This window comes from Bradyrhizobium sp. SZCCHNPS1003, from assembly GCF_032381555.1.
Classification (GTDB): domain Bacteria; phylum Pseudomonadota; class Alphaproteobacteria; order Rhizobiales; family Xanthobacteraceae; genus Bradyrhizobium.
In genome coordinates, this window is the sequence record NZ_JAUHIU010000003.1 from 340652 (window position 1) to 357380 (window position 16729).

General features: G+C 66.2%; 13 protein-coding genes. 1 reads left to right on the forward strand and 12 read right to left on the reverse strand.

Annotation, left to right across the window (positions count from 1 at the left end):
- Nucleotides 1-12: 12 nt before the first annotated feature.
- The 10 genes from frr to QX126_RS07510 form a co-directional block, all read right to left on the reverse strand.
- Nucleotides 13-576 (reverse strand): ribosome recycling factor, encoded by a 564-nt coding sequence (gene frr / locus QX126_RS07465; RefSeq protein ID WP_315738233.1) that lies wholly within the window; start codon nt 574-576, stop codon nt 13-15.
- Between the two features lie 159 nt (nt 577-735).
- Entirely contained in the window at nt 736-1452 is a 717-nt protein-coding gene (pyrH, locus tag QX126_RS07470) for a UMP kinase (RefSeq protein ID WP_315775044.1), read from the reverse strand.
- 72 nt (nt 1453-1524) lie between these two features.
- Nucleotides 1525-2448: a translation elongation factor Ts gene (gene tsf, locus QX126_RS07475; RefSeq protein ID WP_315711597.1), complete on the reverse strand. Its 924-nt coding sequence runs from the start codon at nt 2446-2448 to the stop codon at nt 1525-1527.
- Between the two features lie 128 nt (nt 2449-2576).
- Nucleotides 2577-3569 carry a 30S ribosomal protein S2 gene (locus QX126_RS07480; protein WP_315738235.1) on the reverse strand — a complete coding sequence of 331 codons (993 nt, stop codon included), beginning with the start codon at nt 3567-3569 and terminating at the stop codon, nt 2577-2579.
- 154 nt (nt 3570-3723) lie between these two features.
- Nucleotides 3724-4245: a hypothetical protein gene (locus QX126_RS07485; RefSeq protein WP_315780211.1), complete on the reverse strand. Its 522-nt coding sequence runs from the start codon at nt 4243-4245 to the stop codon at nt 3724-3726.
- 87 nt (nt 4246-4332) lie between these two features.
- Entirely contained in the window at nt 4333-5295 is a 963-nt protein-coding gene (locus QX126_RS07490) for an FHA domain-containing protein (RefSeq protein ID WP_315780213.1), read from the reverse strand.
- Nucleotides 5292-6584: a S1C family serine protease gene (locus tag QX126_RS07495; RefSeq protein WP_409999081.1), complete on the reverse strand. Its 1293-nt coding sequence runs from the start codon at nt 6582-6584 to the stop codon at nt 5292-5294. Before QX126_RS07495 ends, QX126_RS07490 begins: the two co-directional genes overlap by 4 nt.
- Nucleotides 6585-6764: 180 nt before the next feature.
- Nucleotides 6765-9074, reverse strand: a complete 2310-nt coding sequence (locus tag QX126_RS07500; RefSeq protein ID WP_315780217.1) for a caspase domain-containing protein — start codon at nt 9072-9074, stop codon at nt 6765-6767.
- Between the two features lie 170 nt (nt 9075-9244).
- On the reverse strand, nt 9245-12775 hold the full coding sequence (dnaE, locus tag QX126_RS07505) for a DNA polymerase III subunit alpha (RefSeq protein WP_315780219.1): 3531 nt from the start codon (nt 12773-12775) through the stop codon (nt 9245-9247).
- Between the two features lie 465 nt (nt 12776-13240).
- Nucleotides 13241-13954 (reverse strand): outer membrane protein, encoded by a 714-nt coding sequence (locus QX126_RS07510; protein WP_315770845.1) that lies wholly within the window; start codon nt 13952-13954, stop codon nt 13241-13243.
- 269 nt (nt 13955-14223) lie between these two features.
- Here QX126_RS07510 and QX126_RS07515 point away from each other — a divergent pair, with 269 nt between their 5' ends.
- Nucleotides 14224-14559, forward strand: coding sequence for a DUF3551 domain-containing protein (locus QX126_RS07515; protein WP_315738242.1), 336 nt, complete (start codon nt 14224-14226; stop codon nt 14557-14559).
- Nucleotides 14560-14665: 106 nt separating this feature from the next.
- Here QX126_RS07515 and QX126_RS07520 read toward each other — a convergent pair whose 3' ends face one another.
- The gene (locus tag QX126_RS07520; RefSeq protein WP_315711586.1) at nt 14666-15439 is read right to left on the reverse strand and encodes an outer membrane protein; all 774 of its coding nucleotides are present in this window, start codon (nt 15437-15439) and stop codon (nt 14666-14668) included.
- A 442-nt stretch (nt 15440-15881) separates the two neighbouring features.
- Nucleotides 15882-16652 (reverse strand): helix-turn-helix transcriptional regulator, encoded by a 771-nt coding sequence (locus QX126_RS07525; RefSeq protein WP_315780221.1) that lies wholly within the window; start codon nt 16650-16652, stop codon nt 15882-15884.
- Between the last annotated feature and the right edge of the window lie 77 nt (nt 16653-16729).

Genomic DNA, 16729 nt, shown 5'->3' on the forward strand with positions numbered 1-16729 from the left:
CAAAAACATCCTTCAGACGGTGAGGATTTCCTTTTCCTTCGCCGCCAGCAGCTGGTCGATCTCCGAAATCACGCTGTCGGTCGCCTTCTGCACGTCGGCAGCGAGGCGCTCCTGATCGTCCTCGGACATCTCGTGATTCTTCTCGAGCTTCTTGAGGGTATCGAGACCGTCGCGGCGGACATGGCGGACAGCGACGCGCGCGGCCTCGGCATATTTGTGCGCGACCTTCACCAGCTCCTTGCGGCGTTCCTGGTTGAGCTCGGGAATGCGAAGCCGGATCACCTGACCTTCGGTCGCCGGCGACAGGCCGAGATTGGAATCCACGATCGCCTTCTCGACCGCCTTCACCATCGACTTGTCCCAGACCTGCACCGACAGCAGACGCGGTTCGGGCACGGAGACGGTGGCGAGCTGGTTGAGCGGCATGTGCGAGCCATAGGCCTCGACCTGGACCGGCTCCACCATCGACGCCGAGGCGCGGCCGGTGCGCAGGCCGCCGAGCTCGTGCTTCAGCGCCTGGGTCGCGCCCTGCATGCGGCGCTTCAGTTCGTTGAGATCGAAATTGCCCGTGGACATCACGCTTTCCTTTCTGCAACCCGGTCGCTGCGGCCGTTCTGCCGGGCCTTGGAGGGCCGGCGGCGGGACTCGCGCAACTCCCGGACGAATTCCTGTTTCGCTTACGCTTCTACCGCAGGCTGGGGATCGGTCCAACACCGGCTGCCGACGGTGCCGGGCTCACCCCGCGACGATGGTGCCGCGCCCTTCGCCCCGCAGCATCGCACCGATCGAGCCGGGTTCGGCAATGGAGAAGACAATGATAGGCAGCGATGTTTCCCGGGCAAGCGCGAATGCAGTCGCGTCCATGACCTTGTAGCCGCCCTCGATGGCCTGCGAATGGGTCAGACGGTCGAAGCGCTTGGCAGCCGGATCCTTCTTGGGATCGGCACTATAGACGCCGTCGACATTGGTGGCCTTCAGCACGGCCTGCGCGCCGACCTCGGCCGCCCGCAACACGGCGGTGGTATCGGTGGTGAAATAGGGATTGCCGGTGCCGCCCCCGAGCACCACGATGCGCCCTTCGGCCAGCGACTTGTGCGCTGCAGCGCGCGTGAACAGCTCGCAAACCTCCGGCATCACGAAGGCCGAGAGCGCCTGCGCCGGGGTACCCTTGCGCTGAATCGCGGCTTCGAGCGCCAGGCAGTTCATGACCGTCGCGAGCATGCCCATCGTGTCGCCGGTCGGGCGCGATACGCCCTGCGACGAGACCTCGACCCCGCGCACCATGTTGCCGCCGCCGACGACGACGGCAATCTCGACGCCCAATTTCTGAGCCGCAATGAGGTCGTCGGCGATGCGGTCGATGGTCGGCTGGTCGATGCCGAAGGAATGAGGGCCCGCGAGATATTCGCCGGACAGCTTGACCACGACGCGACGATAGACCGGCTCAGCCATGTGCCAATGCTTCCCTGTCTCGCGCGTTGGGATCCGGCGCACGCATGCGCCGGATCGAACCAGGTTCAGTCGTTACTTCTTGCCGCTGGCGGCGGCGACTTCGGCAGCGAAGTCGGTCTCTTCCTTCTCGATGCCCTCGCCGAGGGCATAGCGGACGAAACCGGCGACCTTGATCGGACCACCGACCTTGCCTTCGGCTTCCTTCAGCGCCTGCGCGACGGACTTGCCGCTGTCGTGGATGAAGGCCTGCTCGAGCAGGGTGACTTCCTTGTAGTAGGTCTTCAGACCGGACTCGACGATCTTCTCGATCACGTTTTCCGGCTTGCCCTGCTGACGATATTTGTCGGCGAGCACGTCCTTCTCGCGCTTGACGAGTTCCGGATCGAGACCGGCCGCATCGATCGCCTGCGGATTGGCCGCGGCGACATGCATCGCGAGCTGGCGGCCGAGCACGGCGAGCTCGTCGGTCTTGCCGGGCGACTCCAGCGCCACGATCACGCCGAGCTTGCCGGCACCCTCGATGACGGCGCCATGGACGTAGCTCGACACGACGCCCTGGCTCACTTCGAGCGAAGCCGCACGCCGCAGCGTCTGGTTCTCACCGATGGTGGCGATCGAATCGGCAATCGCGGCCTCGACCGTGATGCTGCCCACCTTGGCGGCCTTGATCTTCTCCACGTCGGCACCGACGTCGAGCGCGACCTGGGCGATCATCTTGACCAGGCCCTGGAAGTGCTCGTTGCGGGCGACGAAGTCGGTCTCGGAGTTGACCTCGACGACCACGCCCTTCTTGCCCGAGGTCAGCGCGCCGATCAGGCCCTCGGCCGCAACGCGACCGGCCTTCTTGGCGGCCTTCGACAGGCCCTTCTTGCGCAGCCAATCCTGCGCGGCCTGCATGTCGCCGCCGTTCTCGGTGAGCGCGGCCTTGCAGTCCATCATGCCCGCGCCGGTCGACTCGCGCAGGTCCTTCACCATCGCTGCGGTGATGTTAGCCATTGTTGAACGTCCTTTTGCCTGTCCAAAGCGCGACGCAGCGGATGGCTGGTCGCCGCCCGCTGCCAGGAAAAACCTATCTCAGTCGCGATGGCCGGCGTGAGACGCCGGCCAGATTCTCTTGCGTCGTCTTAGGCGTCGGCGAGCGACTTGGCCTGGGCAACCCAGGCATCGGCCCGGCTCGGCAGACCCACTTCTTCGCCGATCTGGTGTGCCGTGTCGTGATCGAGCTCGGCGAGCTGCCAGTAGTGGAAGATGCCGAGGTCGTTCAGCTTCTTCTCGACGGCCCCCGAAACGCCGGTGAGCTTCTTGAGATCGTCGGCGGTGCCACGCGGACCGGGCAGCCCCTGGAACTTCGAGGCGACCGACGCTGCCGGAAGCTCTTCCTCCAGCGGGGCGGCGGAAGCCCCGACGTCGATCCCGAGCTCGCCCTGCGCCCGCGAGATGCCGTCGATCGCGGCACGCGCGATCAGGTCGCAATACAGCGAGATCGCACGGCCCGCATCGTCATTGCCCGGCACGACATAGGTGATGCCCTTCGGGTCGCAATTGGTATCGACGATCGCGGCAACCGGGATCTTGAGGCGCTGGGCCTCCTGGATCGCGATGTCTTCCTTGTTGGTGTCGATCACGAAGATCATGTCGGGCAGACCGCCCATGTCCTTGATGCCGCCGAGCGAGCGATCGAGCTTATCGCGCTCGCGCTGCAGGGTCAGCCGCTCCTTCTTGGTGTAGGAGTTGGCTTCGCCAGAGGACAGCACCTCGTCGAGATGACGCAGGCGCTTGATCGAGGCCGAGATCGTCTTCCAGTTGGTCAGCGTACCGCCGAGCCAGCGCGAATTGACGAAATACTGCGCGCAACGCTTGGCCGCATCGGCCACGTTGTCCTGCGCCTGGCGCTTGGTGCCGACGAACAGGATGCGGCCGCCCTTGGCGACGGTGTCGCTGACAGCCTGCAGCGCCGTGTGCAGCAGCGGCACGGTCTGGGCGAGATCGATGATGTGGATGTTGTTGCGGGCTCCGAAAATGAAATCGGCCATTTTCGGATTCCAGCGGTGAGACTGGTGACCAAAGTGCACGCCAGCTTCGAGCAGCTGGCGCATCGTGAATTCAGGTAGCGCCATTGGATATTCTCCGGTTGATTCCTCCGGAAACGCGTGAGCAAAGACAGACCGTTAAGGCCCGGCTTGCCACCGGACGCCCTCTAGGAGAGCCAAGTTTCCGTGTGAGATGGCGCGCTATATAGCCGGATTTTGGCGCAACGCAAGGAAAATGGGCCTATTCGGCCTGCAGAAGCTCCGCCAGCGCCGCCCTCGCCTGCCCTTCCTGGAGCGGAACGAAGTCGACCGGGCCCTTGTTGTCGGCGCCCGACGAGGCCGCCGCCATTACGCCCATGCCCAGCAGGCCAAATGCCATGCCGCCGCCCTGCATGGCCCTGGACCGATCGCTGGGCCTGATCGAGAAGAAATAGGTCCGCCCCGGTTCGGTATTGAAATCGAGCACCGAGTCGCCCGGGAACAGGGTCTGGGTGGCGACGAGGTGGTGCGGACCGGCCGGCCGGTCGAGGTAGACGTAGGTACCGGGGATCAGGCGGCTCAGCGCGACGCCATCGACCTTGGCGTCGCAAGTGGTCCTGTCGAGCCAGGCATCCTTCAAACTCATGATGACGATGCGGGAGTGTCCGGAACGCGGCGCCCCGATCTTCTGTGACACCACCGCATACTCGGTGCCTTCTTTGCCTGTTAGGCACCCTGATACCAGAAATGCCGCCCCCAATCCCAGCAGCGCCCGCCTGTTCATTGCCCTCTCCCCGTAAAAACCCGGATAGAGGCTATGATGGGAACCGGGGACTTTCAATCTGCTTGAGCAAAGACGGTGGAACCGTGCTCAGCGCTCCACACCGGCCGGCGTCAGCGCGGCCCGATCGGCGTCGAGCTTTGCCCTCAGCCACGCAGCGTCGTCGAAGAAGACCTGCTCGTCCTGTACTGGAACCAGGCGCAAGGACGGCGGCATCATCACGTGGCTGACATTGGGACGGCCGGAATTCGCCAGCGCCTCCGACCGCTGCACGGTCTGGACCGCGATCGCGACCACGAGCAGCAGCCCGACTACCATGCCCTTGGCGAGCATGTGGGTGCGCCCGACCTCGCGCAGATGCAGGAAGCATGTCGCCGCCAGAACGATCCACGACACGACATAGCCGTAGGTGAAGACGGCGGTCCAGGTCAGGGCGAACGAGGCAATCTGGGCGAACTCGCTGTAGATCCAGAATGCGATCAGACCCGCCTGCGCGATCAGGAGGTGGCGCAGAAAATGCGAGCGACCGGAAAACAGCCGCGCCAGCAGCGCCCAGACGCCGACCCAGGCAACGACGACCCCGATCATGGTGAGGGTCGGCACGAGATAATCGGACAGATGCGCCTCGGTGGTCTGCGCAAACCAGGTCATCAGCGCATTGATCGCGAGCAGGACGACGCCGAGCGCGATCGCCGCGATGATCGGCAGCGCCCCGCGTTCGGAGCCCGCGAGCCGCTCCGGCTCGACGGCATGGCCGGCGTCGCGGATCCGGAGCAGTGTCTGGCCGATCCGGATCGGCTTGATGCCATCGAGGACGAGCTGCGGCCTCCGGCTCTTGCTGCGATCGAGAAAGAGACCGTTGGCGCTGCCGAGATCCTCGGCGACGAGGCGCCCCTCGCCGTCACGGAAAATCCGCACATGGCGCGCGGCGACATAGGGATCGTCAAGGATGACGTGATTGTCATAGCCACGGCCGATGCTGATCTCGGTGGCATCGACGCGGAAGCGGCCGGCGACGTCGCGATGCTTGGAGAGGATCTCGATCCAGATCATCGTGCGACCTGCAGGCGTTCGAGGAAGCTCTTGCCGAGGCGCAAGGCGTCGTCGTAGGCGATCGCTTGCAGGTTCAGCCGCGACACCAGCGCCTCGTCGGCGTGGTCCTGCGTGACCGCGACCAGCACGACGTCGTAGAGGCCATCGAACTCACGATAGCCTTGCGCGCACCACAATGCGCGCAGCGGCGGATGAGCGGCCGCCGGCGCGACGCCGACGAAATCCGCATGGCAATGCTGCGGCGTGTACCATTTGCGGAACGAGCCACCCATGGTCAGCCGCGGCTGCGCCAGTTGCGTCAGCACGGTCGCGAACTGGAATTGATTGAGGTCGATCGATTTCGCGTAGGAGTGGCTGACCTCGACCACGCCGGTGTTGAGGTCGGAGGCGACATACACGCTCGCCTCGGCCTTGCAACTGGTCGAATTGATGCTGGCGCGCGGCTTCGGCGACGCGCTGGCATTCGTGCTCGCCCAGCATTCGAACCAGCCCGCGCGCGTCTCCGGCGCCTGATAGGACCCAAATACGCGGTCGCGGAAGCCCTCCTCGCCCAAGGATTTGTAGAGCGCTCCGCGCCAGCTGGTGAGCTGCGCGACCACGTCCTTGCGCAGATCGGCCGCCGCCGGCCTGGCATCCTGACCGCGTGCCAGCAGCGCGGCGGCGAAGCGCGCCGGCACCAGGAAGCTGATGAGCTGGCCGCCGCGGCGGGTGGCGACGTTGACGCCCACCACCTGGCCTTGCGCATTGACCGCCGGCCCGCCGCTCATGCCGGGATTGAGCGCGCCGGTGAAATGGATGTGATCGTTGTAGCTGTGCTCGACGAGACCGTTATAGGTGCCCTCGATGATGGTGAAGCCGAGATCGAGCGGGTTGCCGAGCGAATACAGCCGCTCGCCTTTCGGCAGGCTGCCGTCGAGCGCGGCCTTGTCGAAGGAGAAGAATGGCGCGTTCTGCTTGTCGACGCGAACGAGCGCGAGATCGTTGGGCAGGTCGACGGCGAGCAGCGTCACGCCGCCTTGTGTGCCATCGGCTCCCGTATATTCGAGCCGGTAGGTCTTCGGCTCGAGCGCGGCGTCCGACACGACGTGATAGTTCGTGACCGCGAGCCCGTCGGCGGAGACCAGGAAGCCGGAACCGGTCGAGGTCTGGCGACCGGCATCGGCCACGAGCGTGCGGATCTGAAGCAGGCGCGGCGGCGCCGAGGCATAGACGGCTTCGGCGCCCGGCAGCGCCTGCGCATTGGCATAGGACGGGACGCCCGCAACCCCAGCACTGCCAAGAGCTGCCATGATCGCGCCTCGCCACAGCAGCGCGCGCACGGTGCCAACAAACGCTGATATCAATGGTGCCCCCGCAACACGTCGTCGACTGCCGACGTCGCGCGCCCACGATCGATCAATCCGGCGGTCCGGCCAATATCGAAAACGGGCCTGCGATGCAACCGGCGCGCCGCGGCTGCGCCGGCCGGCTCAGCAATGCGGCACGTTCGGCGGACACCGCTTGCCCGGGGCCTGCGGCGGAGCAGGTCGCGGCGGTGGTGCAGCCGGTCTCGCCATCGGCGGCGGTGCGGCGGGCCGCGCCATCGCGGCCACCGGCGGCGGGCTTGGACGTGCCATCTGCGGCGGCGGGCTCGGACGCGCCATTGGCGGCGGCGGAGCCGGCCGCATCATCGGCGGCGGAGCGGGCCGGGCCATCGGGGGCGGCGCCGGCCGGGCCATTTGTGGCGGAGGAGCTGGGCGCATCACAGGCGGCGGCGCGGGCCGCGCCGGCGCCGCTCGAAGCACGGGCGCAGCCGGCGGCCGTGGCGGCGGCGGACTCGGCCGCGCAGCCGTCGGCGGCGCTGCGCGATGCTGGATCTGGTCGGGCACGGCCGGCTGCAGCCGCGGTCGCGCGTCCGGTGCGTGTGGAATGGCCGCCGGCGCAACCGGGCGAGGAGCCACCGCCGGTGGAGGTGCGGCGGGTGCGCCGGGCGGCGTGCGGTTCGCTCGCATGTCCGGTCGGATCGCAGGCGCCTGCACCGCAGCGGGAAGCCCCGGCGCGCCACGTTGGCCCGGCACCGGAAGCGCATTCGCGTTTGGCGGGCCCTGCCCCGGCCGGCCGGCCTGATTTGGAAGCGCAGCCTGCGGAACGCCAGCAGGCAACGGTCCGCCCGGTCCGGCGGGTCGCGCGCCAGGATTGGCGACCGGTGCGGGCGGCGGCACCTTGCCCTGCTGGATCAGGGTCGCGCGCTGCATTACCGCGGGCGGCAATGCCGGCGCCGTCGCCACGGCCGGCTGGGTTGCCGCAGCGGGACCGGTGGACATCGGACCGGCAGGTGCGGGACGATTGATCACGGTGTTGATGACCGCGGTGTTGTGGATGTTCTGGTAGATGATGTTGTTCGGCGGCGGCGCAACGAAAGCCGGCGGCCGGACATAAACCGGGATCGGCACGAACACCGGCCGCGGCAGGATGAACAGGCCGACCGGCGCGAACGGCGGCGGCAGCTCCACGAACTCCGGCGGAGGCGGCGGCAGGATGTAGACCGGCGGCGGGGGCGGCGGCACGAAATCGAATTCGGGATCCGAGAACAGCAGCACCGGACGTTCGACATAGATCACCTCGTCGAGCGGCGGCGGCGGCACGTCATATTCGATCATCGCGAAGGTCGGCGGCGGCGCCGGCGCTGCCGACAACATCGCCAGCCGCCGCCGGGCGTCCTCGGCATGCGCGCCATAGGGATAGCGCTTCAGATAGGACCAATAGGCTTCCGGGCTGTCGGTGCGAAACGTCCGCCGCCAGGTCAGCGCCTCGCGGCGAGCGGCGACCAGGGCGCGCACGCGCCGCGCCAGCGGGTCGCTCGGATAGGCGGCGATGAAATCCTCATAGCCCTGCAGCGTGTCGCGCTCCAGCGCGGCGGCATAGGCCTCCTGCACCGGCAGTTCGCGGATCGGGCGCGAGCGCAGCGCCGCGGTCTGCTCGGGCGAATCCGGCGTGGCCGGCGCGTCCGGCGCCCGCTCGAAGAAGGAGAAGGCGGCCTGGATCTTCTGCGCATCCCACGGCACCTGCGCGCCCTTGGTCTCCTCGTTGACGCGCAGCCGCAGCCTATCGAACACCTCCGGCAGCGACAGGCCGCCGGTGCGGATCATCTCGGCGAGCGAGCGCGCGTAGATGCCATAGGCGCCGGTCTCGTTCGGCGCGATCGTGCCCGGCGCCGCATTGAAGGCGATCAGCATGTTGGCATCGGGCTCGACCAGCGCCAGGCCGCCGGCGATCGCCGGGCCGCCGGCAATGAAGGGCTGCTGACGCGCGGCATCGAGCACCACGACGCTGGCCTTCACCGGCGTCGCCGCAAGCTGGCGGATGTAGTCGCTGAGGCGCAGGCCCTCGGTCGGAATGTCGACGTCGCTGCCGATGTTGGCGTCGACGGGAAGAAAATAGTTCTCGCCGGCGAGCTGCATGCCGTAGCCGGCGAGATAGACCATCGCGACGGTGTTGGTGTCGGCTGACTGGGCCTTGTGAATGAAATCGCGAAAGCTCTTGCGCAGCGTGTCGGCATCGAGGTCGCGGGCGCCCACCACGTCGAAGCCCGCCGCCTGCAGCGTCTGCGCAATCAGGCCAGCATCGTTGGCCGCCGTGGCCAGCGGACCCTTGGCATAGGCCCCGTTGCCGATCACCAAGGCGATGCGCTTTTCGGCGCCGGGCTGCTGCGCTGCAGCAAGCCGCGGCAAGCCCGCCAAGGCGAGCAGGCAGAGCGAGACACTCAGGACGATCTTCGCGGTGATCTTGGTCAAGCGCATGGTTCAAGCCCCTTCGAGGCACCCGCCGCGGATTCAGCGGGAGAATGGCTGAACCGCGGTTGAACGGAGGCATGTCCGTACAGCCCACGCGCAGCTTTTTTGTTCCTCGTCCCCCTGTTCGACCAGCAAGATCGCCGAACGCAGCCGTTCCAGCGGAACGATCGCCCCGATTATAGCTGCTGCACGTCGACCACGCCGGTCACCGCCTTGATGGCACCTGCGATTTGTGGCGAAACCTTGAAGCGCCCCGGCAGCTTCATCTCCACCTCGGTTTCGAGGTCCAGCATCATGACCAGCGACACCTCGCCTTCGCCTGCGGCGGTGCGGGGCGCCGACGGCGGCGCGGCACTCTTGGCGATCGCCCCGTTGCCATTGGCCGCGACACCTTCCGGCCCCTGCAGGCGCTTGACGATGGAGTCGAGCGGCTTGGTGTCGCGCAGGAAGATGCGCAGGCCACGCTGCGTCTTGGCGGCGGCATCATCGAGCGGCTCGGCATGGAGCACGCGCGCGCGCACATCCTCGCCCTGCAGCTCGGCGCCGAGTTGCAGCAGCACCGCCGCGCCCGGCTCGAGCACGTCGCGATATTGTGCAAGGCCTTCGGAGAACAGCACCGCCTCGAAATGGCCTGTCGGATCCGACAGGCCCATGATGCCCATCTTGTTGCCGGTCTTGGTGCGCCGCTCCATGCGCGACACCACGGTGGCGGCGACCTTGCCCGCGGTCGCGCCGGTCTTCACCGCGCGCGAGAACTCGGCCCAGCTCTGGACGCGCAGGCGCTTCAGCGCCGCGGCGTAGTCGTCGAGCGGATGGCCCGACAGGAAGAAGCCGATCGCATCATATTCGCGCCGCAGACGCTCGGCCGGCAGCCAGTTCTCGATGTTGGGCAGGATGATCGCGGGCGCGTCGGCGGCGTTGCCGAACATGTCGTTCTGGCCCGAGGTCGCGGCCTCGTGCGCGCGCTGGCAGGCGGCGACGATGGCGTCGGCGCCGGCGAACACGCGCGCGCGGTTCTTGTCGAGCACGTCGAACGCACCGGCCGCAGCCAGCGTCTCGATGATGCGCTTGTTGATCGCGCGCGGATTGACGCGGGAGGCGAAGTCGGCGAGCGAGGTGAACGGCCCGCCCTTGTTGCGGGCCTCCACGATCATCTCGATCGCCTGCGGACCGACGCCCTTTAGGGCCGCCAACGCGTAGAAGATGGTGTTGCCGCTGACCTCGAAGGTCGGGCCCGAGCGATTGATCGACGGCGGCTCGACCTTGATGCCCAGGCGCTGCGCCTCGGTACGAAATTCCGAGAGCTTGTCGGTGTTGTTGAGATCGAGCGTCATCGACGCCGCGATGAACTCCACCGGATAATGCGCCTTCATGTAGGCGGTGTGGTAGGACACCAGCGCGTAGGCGGCCGCGTGCGACTTGTTGAAGCCGTAGTCGGCGAACTTGGCGAGCAGGTCGAAGATCGTGTCCGCCTGGTCCTTCGGCACGCCGTTCTGGGTGGCGCCCTCGACGAAGCGGACGCGCTGCTTGTCCATCTCGGCGCGGATCTTCTTGCCCATGGCGCGGCGCAGGAGGTCGGCTTCGCCGAGCGAATAGCCGGACATCTGCTGCGCGACCTGCATCACCTGCTCCTGGTAGATGATGACGCCGAAGGTCTCCTTCAGGATCGGCTCCAGGATCGGGTGCAGATATTCCGGCTCCTCCTCGCCGTGCTTGCGGGCGCAGTAGGTCGGGATGTTGGCCATCGGACCGGGACGATACAGCGCCACCAGCGCGATGATGTCCTCGAAGCGGTCCGGGCGCATGTCGATCAGCGCCCGCCGCATGCCCTGGCTTTCAACCTGGAACACGCCGACCACGTCGCCCCGCGCCAGCATCTGATAGCTCGGCGCGTCGTCGATCGGCAGAGTCGCGAGATCGACGTGGACGTCGCGCTGCTTCAGAAGCTTCACGGCGACGTCGAGCACGGTCAGCGTCTTCAGGCCGAGGAAGTCGAACTTGACGAGGCCGGCGGGCTCGACCCACTTCATGTTGAACTGGGTGACCGGCATGTCCGATTTCGGATCGCGATACATCGGCACCAGCTCGCTCAGCGGCCGGTCGCCGATGACGATGCCGGCAGCGTGGGTCGAGGCGTGTCGCGTCAGGCCTTCGAGGCGCATCGCGATATCGAAGGCGCGGGCCACCACCGGATCCTCGTCGCGGAACGCCTGCAGCTTCGGCTCGCCCTCGATCGCGGCGGCGAGCGTCACCGGCGCGGCCGGGTTCTGCGGCACCAGCTTGGTCAGCTTGTCGACCTGGCCGTAGGGCATCTGCAGCACGCGGCCGACGTCGCGCAGCACGCCGCGCGCCTGCAGGGTGCCGAAGGTGATGATCTGCGCCACCTGGTCGCGGCCGTAGCGCTGCTGCACGTAGGAGATCACCTCGCCGCGGCGGTCCTGGCAGAAGTCGATGTCGAAGTCCGGCATCGACACGCGCTCGGGATTGAGGAAGCGCTCGAACAGCAGCGCGAACCGCATCGGGTCGAGATCGGTGATGGTCAGCACCCAGGCGACCAGCGAGCCTGCGCCGGAGCCGCGACCCGGCCCGACCGGAATGCCGTGCGCCTTGGCCCATTTGATGAAGTCCGACACGATCAGGAAGTAGCCCGCGTACTTCATGCGCATGATGACGTCGAGCTCGAAGGCGAGCCGCTTCTGATAGTCCTCCTCGGTCATGCCCGGCGCCATGCCGTGCACCTTGAGGCGCCGCTCCAACCCCTCCTCCGCCTGTCGCTTCAGCTCGGCGGCCTCGGCGCTCGCGGCGTCCACGGCATCGCTGCCGGTGCCGGCGCCGACCGTGAAAAACGGCAGGATCGGCTTGCGCGTCCGCGGCCGGTACGAACAGCGCTCTGCGATCTCGACCGTCGAGGCCAAGGCCTCCGGAAGGTCGGCGAACAGCACCGCCATCTCGGCACGAGTCTTGAAGCGGTGATCCGGCGTCAGCTGCATGCGCTCGGTGTCGGCGATCAGATGGCCGCCGGCGATGCACAGCAGCGCATCATGCGCCTCGTAGTCGTCGGCGGTCGCGAAATACGGCTCGTTGGTCGCGACCAGCGGCAGGCCCTTGCCATAGGCGATATCGATCAGGCCGCCTTCGACGCGGCGCTCGCGGTCGACCCCGTGGCGCTGCAGCTCGATGTAGAGGCGGTCGCCGAACAGGCTTGCCAGCCGCTCGCAGCGCTGCGTCGCAAGTGCCGCCATGTCGTGCTGGATCGCGAGCGAGATCGGCCCATCGGGCCCGCCGGTGAGCGCAATCAGACCATCGACACCCTCGTTCAGCCACTCGAACTTGATGTGCGGCGCCTGATGCGTCGGCGTGTCCAGGAAGGCGCGCGAGTTCAGCCGCATCAGGTGGCGGTAGCCCTCCTCGCGTGCGGCTAGCAGGACGATTCGCGAGGGCTGCGCGACCGCACCGGCATTGCGGGCATTCGGGTCCATGTCGCCGAAATCGATGGCGAGCTCGCAGCCGGCGATCGGCTGGATGCCATAGCTCGCCATCTTGTCGGAGAATTCAAGCGCACCGAACATGTTGTCTGTGTCGGTCAGCGCCAGCGCGGGCTGGCGATCGGCCTTGGCGAGTTCGCCGAGCTTGCCGATCTTGATCGAGCCCTTCAGCAGCGAATAGGCGGAGTGAACGTGGAGATGGACAAATCCGGCGCTGGACATGCTCGCTTTGCAACTTCCTGGGGCTTTTCCGAGATCGATCACGGTGTCGGGCCGGCTTCCGGGCTTGCTCGGGTCACGACCCGGCGCCATGCCCTATCTCCCGACCGACTCGCTCCGCATCATATCGGACGCCCTCCGGCGAGTCCGGCGCCCTCGCCTGCCTTGTCCCCAGCCGCTGCGCTCGGAAAACTAAAGCTGTGGAATGATTTGCGCCCAGAGCGCGATCATGCCGACGAACAGCGTGATCGACGCCAGCGCGGCGGCTTCTTGAACGAAAACCTTCAGCATCGGGACCTCCCTGAGTCAGAACATATGAAGAACAATGTTCCTTTTCTGTTCTCAGGTCAAGCGCGCTGATCGACCCGTTGCCGCGCCCGCGCCGCAGATGGTTAATCCGGCCCACAAACAAGAAGCCCCGGCGCGAACGCCGGGGCTTTGCAATCCGCCGATCGTGCGCGGAGCGACTCAGTACCGCGTCGCGACCGGGCCGCCGAAGCGGTAGTTCAGGCGGGCGGTGAACAGATCGACGTCCTGCTTGATGCTGTCGGAGCCGAGCGCGCCGAAGCTGACGGTCTGGCGATCCATGAACAGATGGTCGTACTCGACGCCCAGCGACCAGTTCGGCGCGAAGCCGTATTCGAGTCCGGCACCGACCACGCCGCCCCAGCGCGTGTCGTCGTTGGAGGCGAGGAACGCGCCGGTCGCCGCGTTGGTGATCGTGTACTTGTTGCTGGTCACGGCCGCGCCGCCCTTGGCGTAGAGCAGCACGTTGTTGATGGCATAGCCGACCTGGCCGGTGAACAGGCCGAACGCATCGGTCTTGGTGCGGTTACGCGTTCCGAACAGCGCGCTCTGATTGTCGCCGGTGAGGTCGGCCCAATTGCCCTGCGCCTCGACGCCGAACACGATCTGGCCCATCTGCCAGCGATAGCCGACCTGGCCACCGACGGTGCCGCCGGATGCATCATGCGAACCCTCGCGGCCGCCGCCGACCAGATCCCAGGTGTTCTCGCTCCAGCCGCCGCCACCGTTCACGCCGATGTAGAAGCCGCTCCAGTCATAGATCGCAGCCATCACCGGCGGCGGTGCCTTCGTGTAGGGACGCGCAGCGAGATCCGCGGCAAGCGCCGGCGAGGCCAGCACCACGAGCGCCGTCGTCGTCAACAGAAGTTTCTTCATCACAGGTCCAGTCTCGTCTCATTTGGCCCCCAGGCCAGCCGCATCTCTTAACGATCTGCGCCACAATTGCTGTAGCCGCTCGGTCACAGCTCGCTGCTGAAAGGCCACGAGACATGTTGGGAAATTAATCTTTAATCACAGTGTGTTGATGGAACTTTCCAGCTTGCAATCGAGGGCCGACCGACTACACACGCGTGAGGGCCGTCGCGCCGGTGCTTCGCCATGAAGCACGCGCGTTCTGGTCATCAAGGAATGAAGGGAGATCGTTGATGCGTGAGGTTTTATTTGCGGCCCTGGCTGCAGCCGGCCTCGTGGTCGCAACCCATGCGCCGGCTCACGCCGTCGGTGTCAGGCATGCGTTCTGTCTGCAGGGTGATGAGTTTCCGGGCTTGAGCCACTGTACCTTCGACACTTACGCGCAATGCCAGGCGACGGCGTCGGGACGCCTGCTGAACTGCATCGCGAATCCCTATTTCGCCGGCGTCAGCAATGACCCGCGCGCGACGCCCTATCCGTATCCGCACAGGCAACGGATCAAGCCGCGTCCGCCGGCGCCAAATCCCTACGCGCCGTTCCCCAACCCATTCGTGTTCGAAGAGGACTGACCCGTCCCCACCTTCGACGCAGCGAGCTATCGTCTCAGGCCATACCATCGAAGGTTCGTCGAAGCCGTGGCTCCGACGAACCGAAGCAATCGAAGATGTCGTTGCGTCAGCGCATCATCCCGAAACCCGGACCGAACTTGTAGTTCAGCTTCACGAGCCCGATGTCGACATCCTGCTTGATGCGATGAGTCATCGCGGGCGCGCCGGCCGCGGCGACGAAGTTCAGGTTCTTGTTACCCAGGAAGATGTGGTCGTACTCGACGCCGACCGACCAGTTCGGCGCGAAGCCATATTCGAGGCCGGCACCGATCGTGCCACCCCAACGCGTGGTGTTGGCGCGATCGAGCATCACGTTGGTGCCCGTGGTGAAGGTGTCGTAGCGATCGCCGACGACCGCGGCACCGCCCTTGATATAGCCGAGAATGTTGTCGAAGGCATAGCCGACCTGGCCGGTGAACAGGCCGAAGCCGTTGGTGCGTGAACGGTCGCTGACATTGGGAAGAATCAGGTTGCGATTCGTGCCTTTGAAATTCGCCCAGTCGCCCTGCGCCTCGACGCCGAACACCCAATTGGCCATCTGATAGCGGTAGCCGACTTGGCCGCCGACGGCCGCGCCGCCGCCGCCGGAGCAGCCCTCGCGGTTGGCTGCCGGGTTCACCGCCACACCGGCGTTCGAAACCAGATTCCAGCAATCCCGACTGGAACCTCCGCCAGCGTTGAAGCCGACATAGAAGCCGCTCCAGTCATACACCGTCGCCACGACGGCGGGCGGCGCCTTGGTGTACGGCCCCTTCTTCATTGGAAGATCAGCTGCGAATGCAGACGTCGCCGCGGCGATTGCGCCGAGCCCCACCGTTGCGCCGAAAAGCGTCTTCATCATCGAACTCCGTAGCTTCTGTCCCAAAGTCCCCAGGCCCTCTGGTTTCGTGCGAAAAACATGCAGCGCGACGAAGCGATCCTGCACCCGCATTCGCTCCGCCGACATCAACCGATGTGCAGATCAGAACCATTCTTTCCGGCTTTTATGGGATTGGGCGCAAAGGCCTGTTTTCCAAGGCTTTGCCCGCAACATGAACAAACAACTAATAAGATGTAAGGAGGAGTCGTGGCCGGCGTCCATCCATGGCCACAATACGAGCGACGGCAAAATCGTGATCGGGAAACTCCCGGTCACGGAACGAACCCTGTCACGTCTCAGTCGTGAATTCTTCAGGGCAGCGACGGGTCTTGCGAATGCGTAGCATCATCATGCGCAAAGCGGACGAATGTGTGGTGCTTCCCGGCCCATGCTGAACGCACGCTCGTCCCGAGCGGCATCGTCATCACGTGTAGTAGATCGCCAACTTCAGCGCGGGATCGTCATTGGACTGGAAGGTCGCGTATCGCAGCCTCACGCGGCCCTTCTTCGGATGCTCGAGCAGCTTCTCGCCGGCAGCAAGCGCATTGACGTCGTGCGCCGCCCACAGGCCGTCGAACTCGCGGCTGCCGCGCCGAAGCCGCTCGATCAGATCGACGAAAGCGGGATCGCCCGCCCACAGATCGTAGGTCGCGCGAAACTGCGCGACCATGCGTTGCGCCAGCTCCTTCCATTGCGAGCCGAACAGCCGGCGCACGCCGGGCTTGCACAGCATCAGCACCAACGTGTTGCGCTCATCGTCGGCGAGTTGCGAGAAGCCGAAGATCTCGTCCGCCGCGGCATTCCAGGCCAGCACATCCCATCGTCGTCCTGAGATGTAGGCCGGCTGGTTCAGACTCTGCACGAGCTCGCGCAGCCGGACCGGCACCTGCTCGCGCACGAACGGCTTGCGCGCAGGATCGCGCACCAGCGCCTTGAGATGAGCATGCTCGGTTCGGCTCAGGCGCAGGGCGCGCGCCAGCGCATCGATGGTCGAGGAGGACGGCTTCACGGCCCGGCCCTGCTCGATTCGGATGTACCAGTCGACGCCGATGCCAGCGAGCTCGGCCACTTCCTCCCGTCGCAGCCCTGCGGTGCGTCGCCGCCGCCCGGCCGCGAGTCCGACCGCTTGCGGCGTCAGCTTCTCGCGCCGCGAGCGCAGGAAGTTGCCGAGCTCGGCATGTCGCGGATCACTCATGTGCTGGATCCCTCATGGTTCGCTCCCGCGGGAGGTGTGGCCAGCGTGGGCTTGCCTAATCCCAGGATAATACCAGG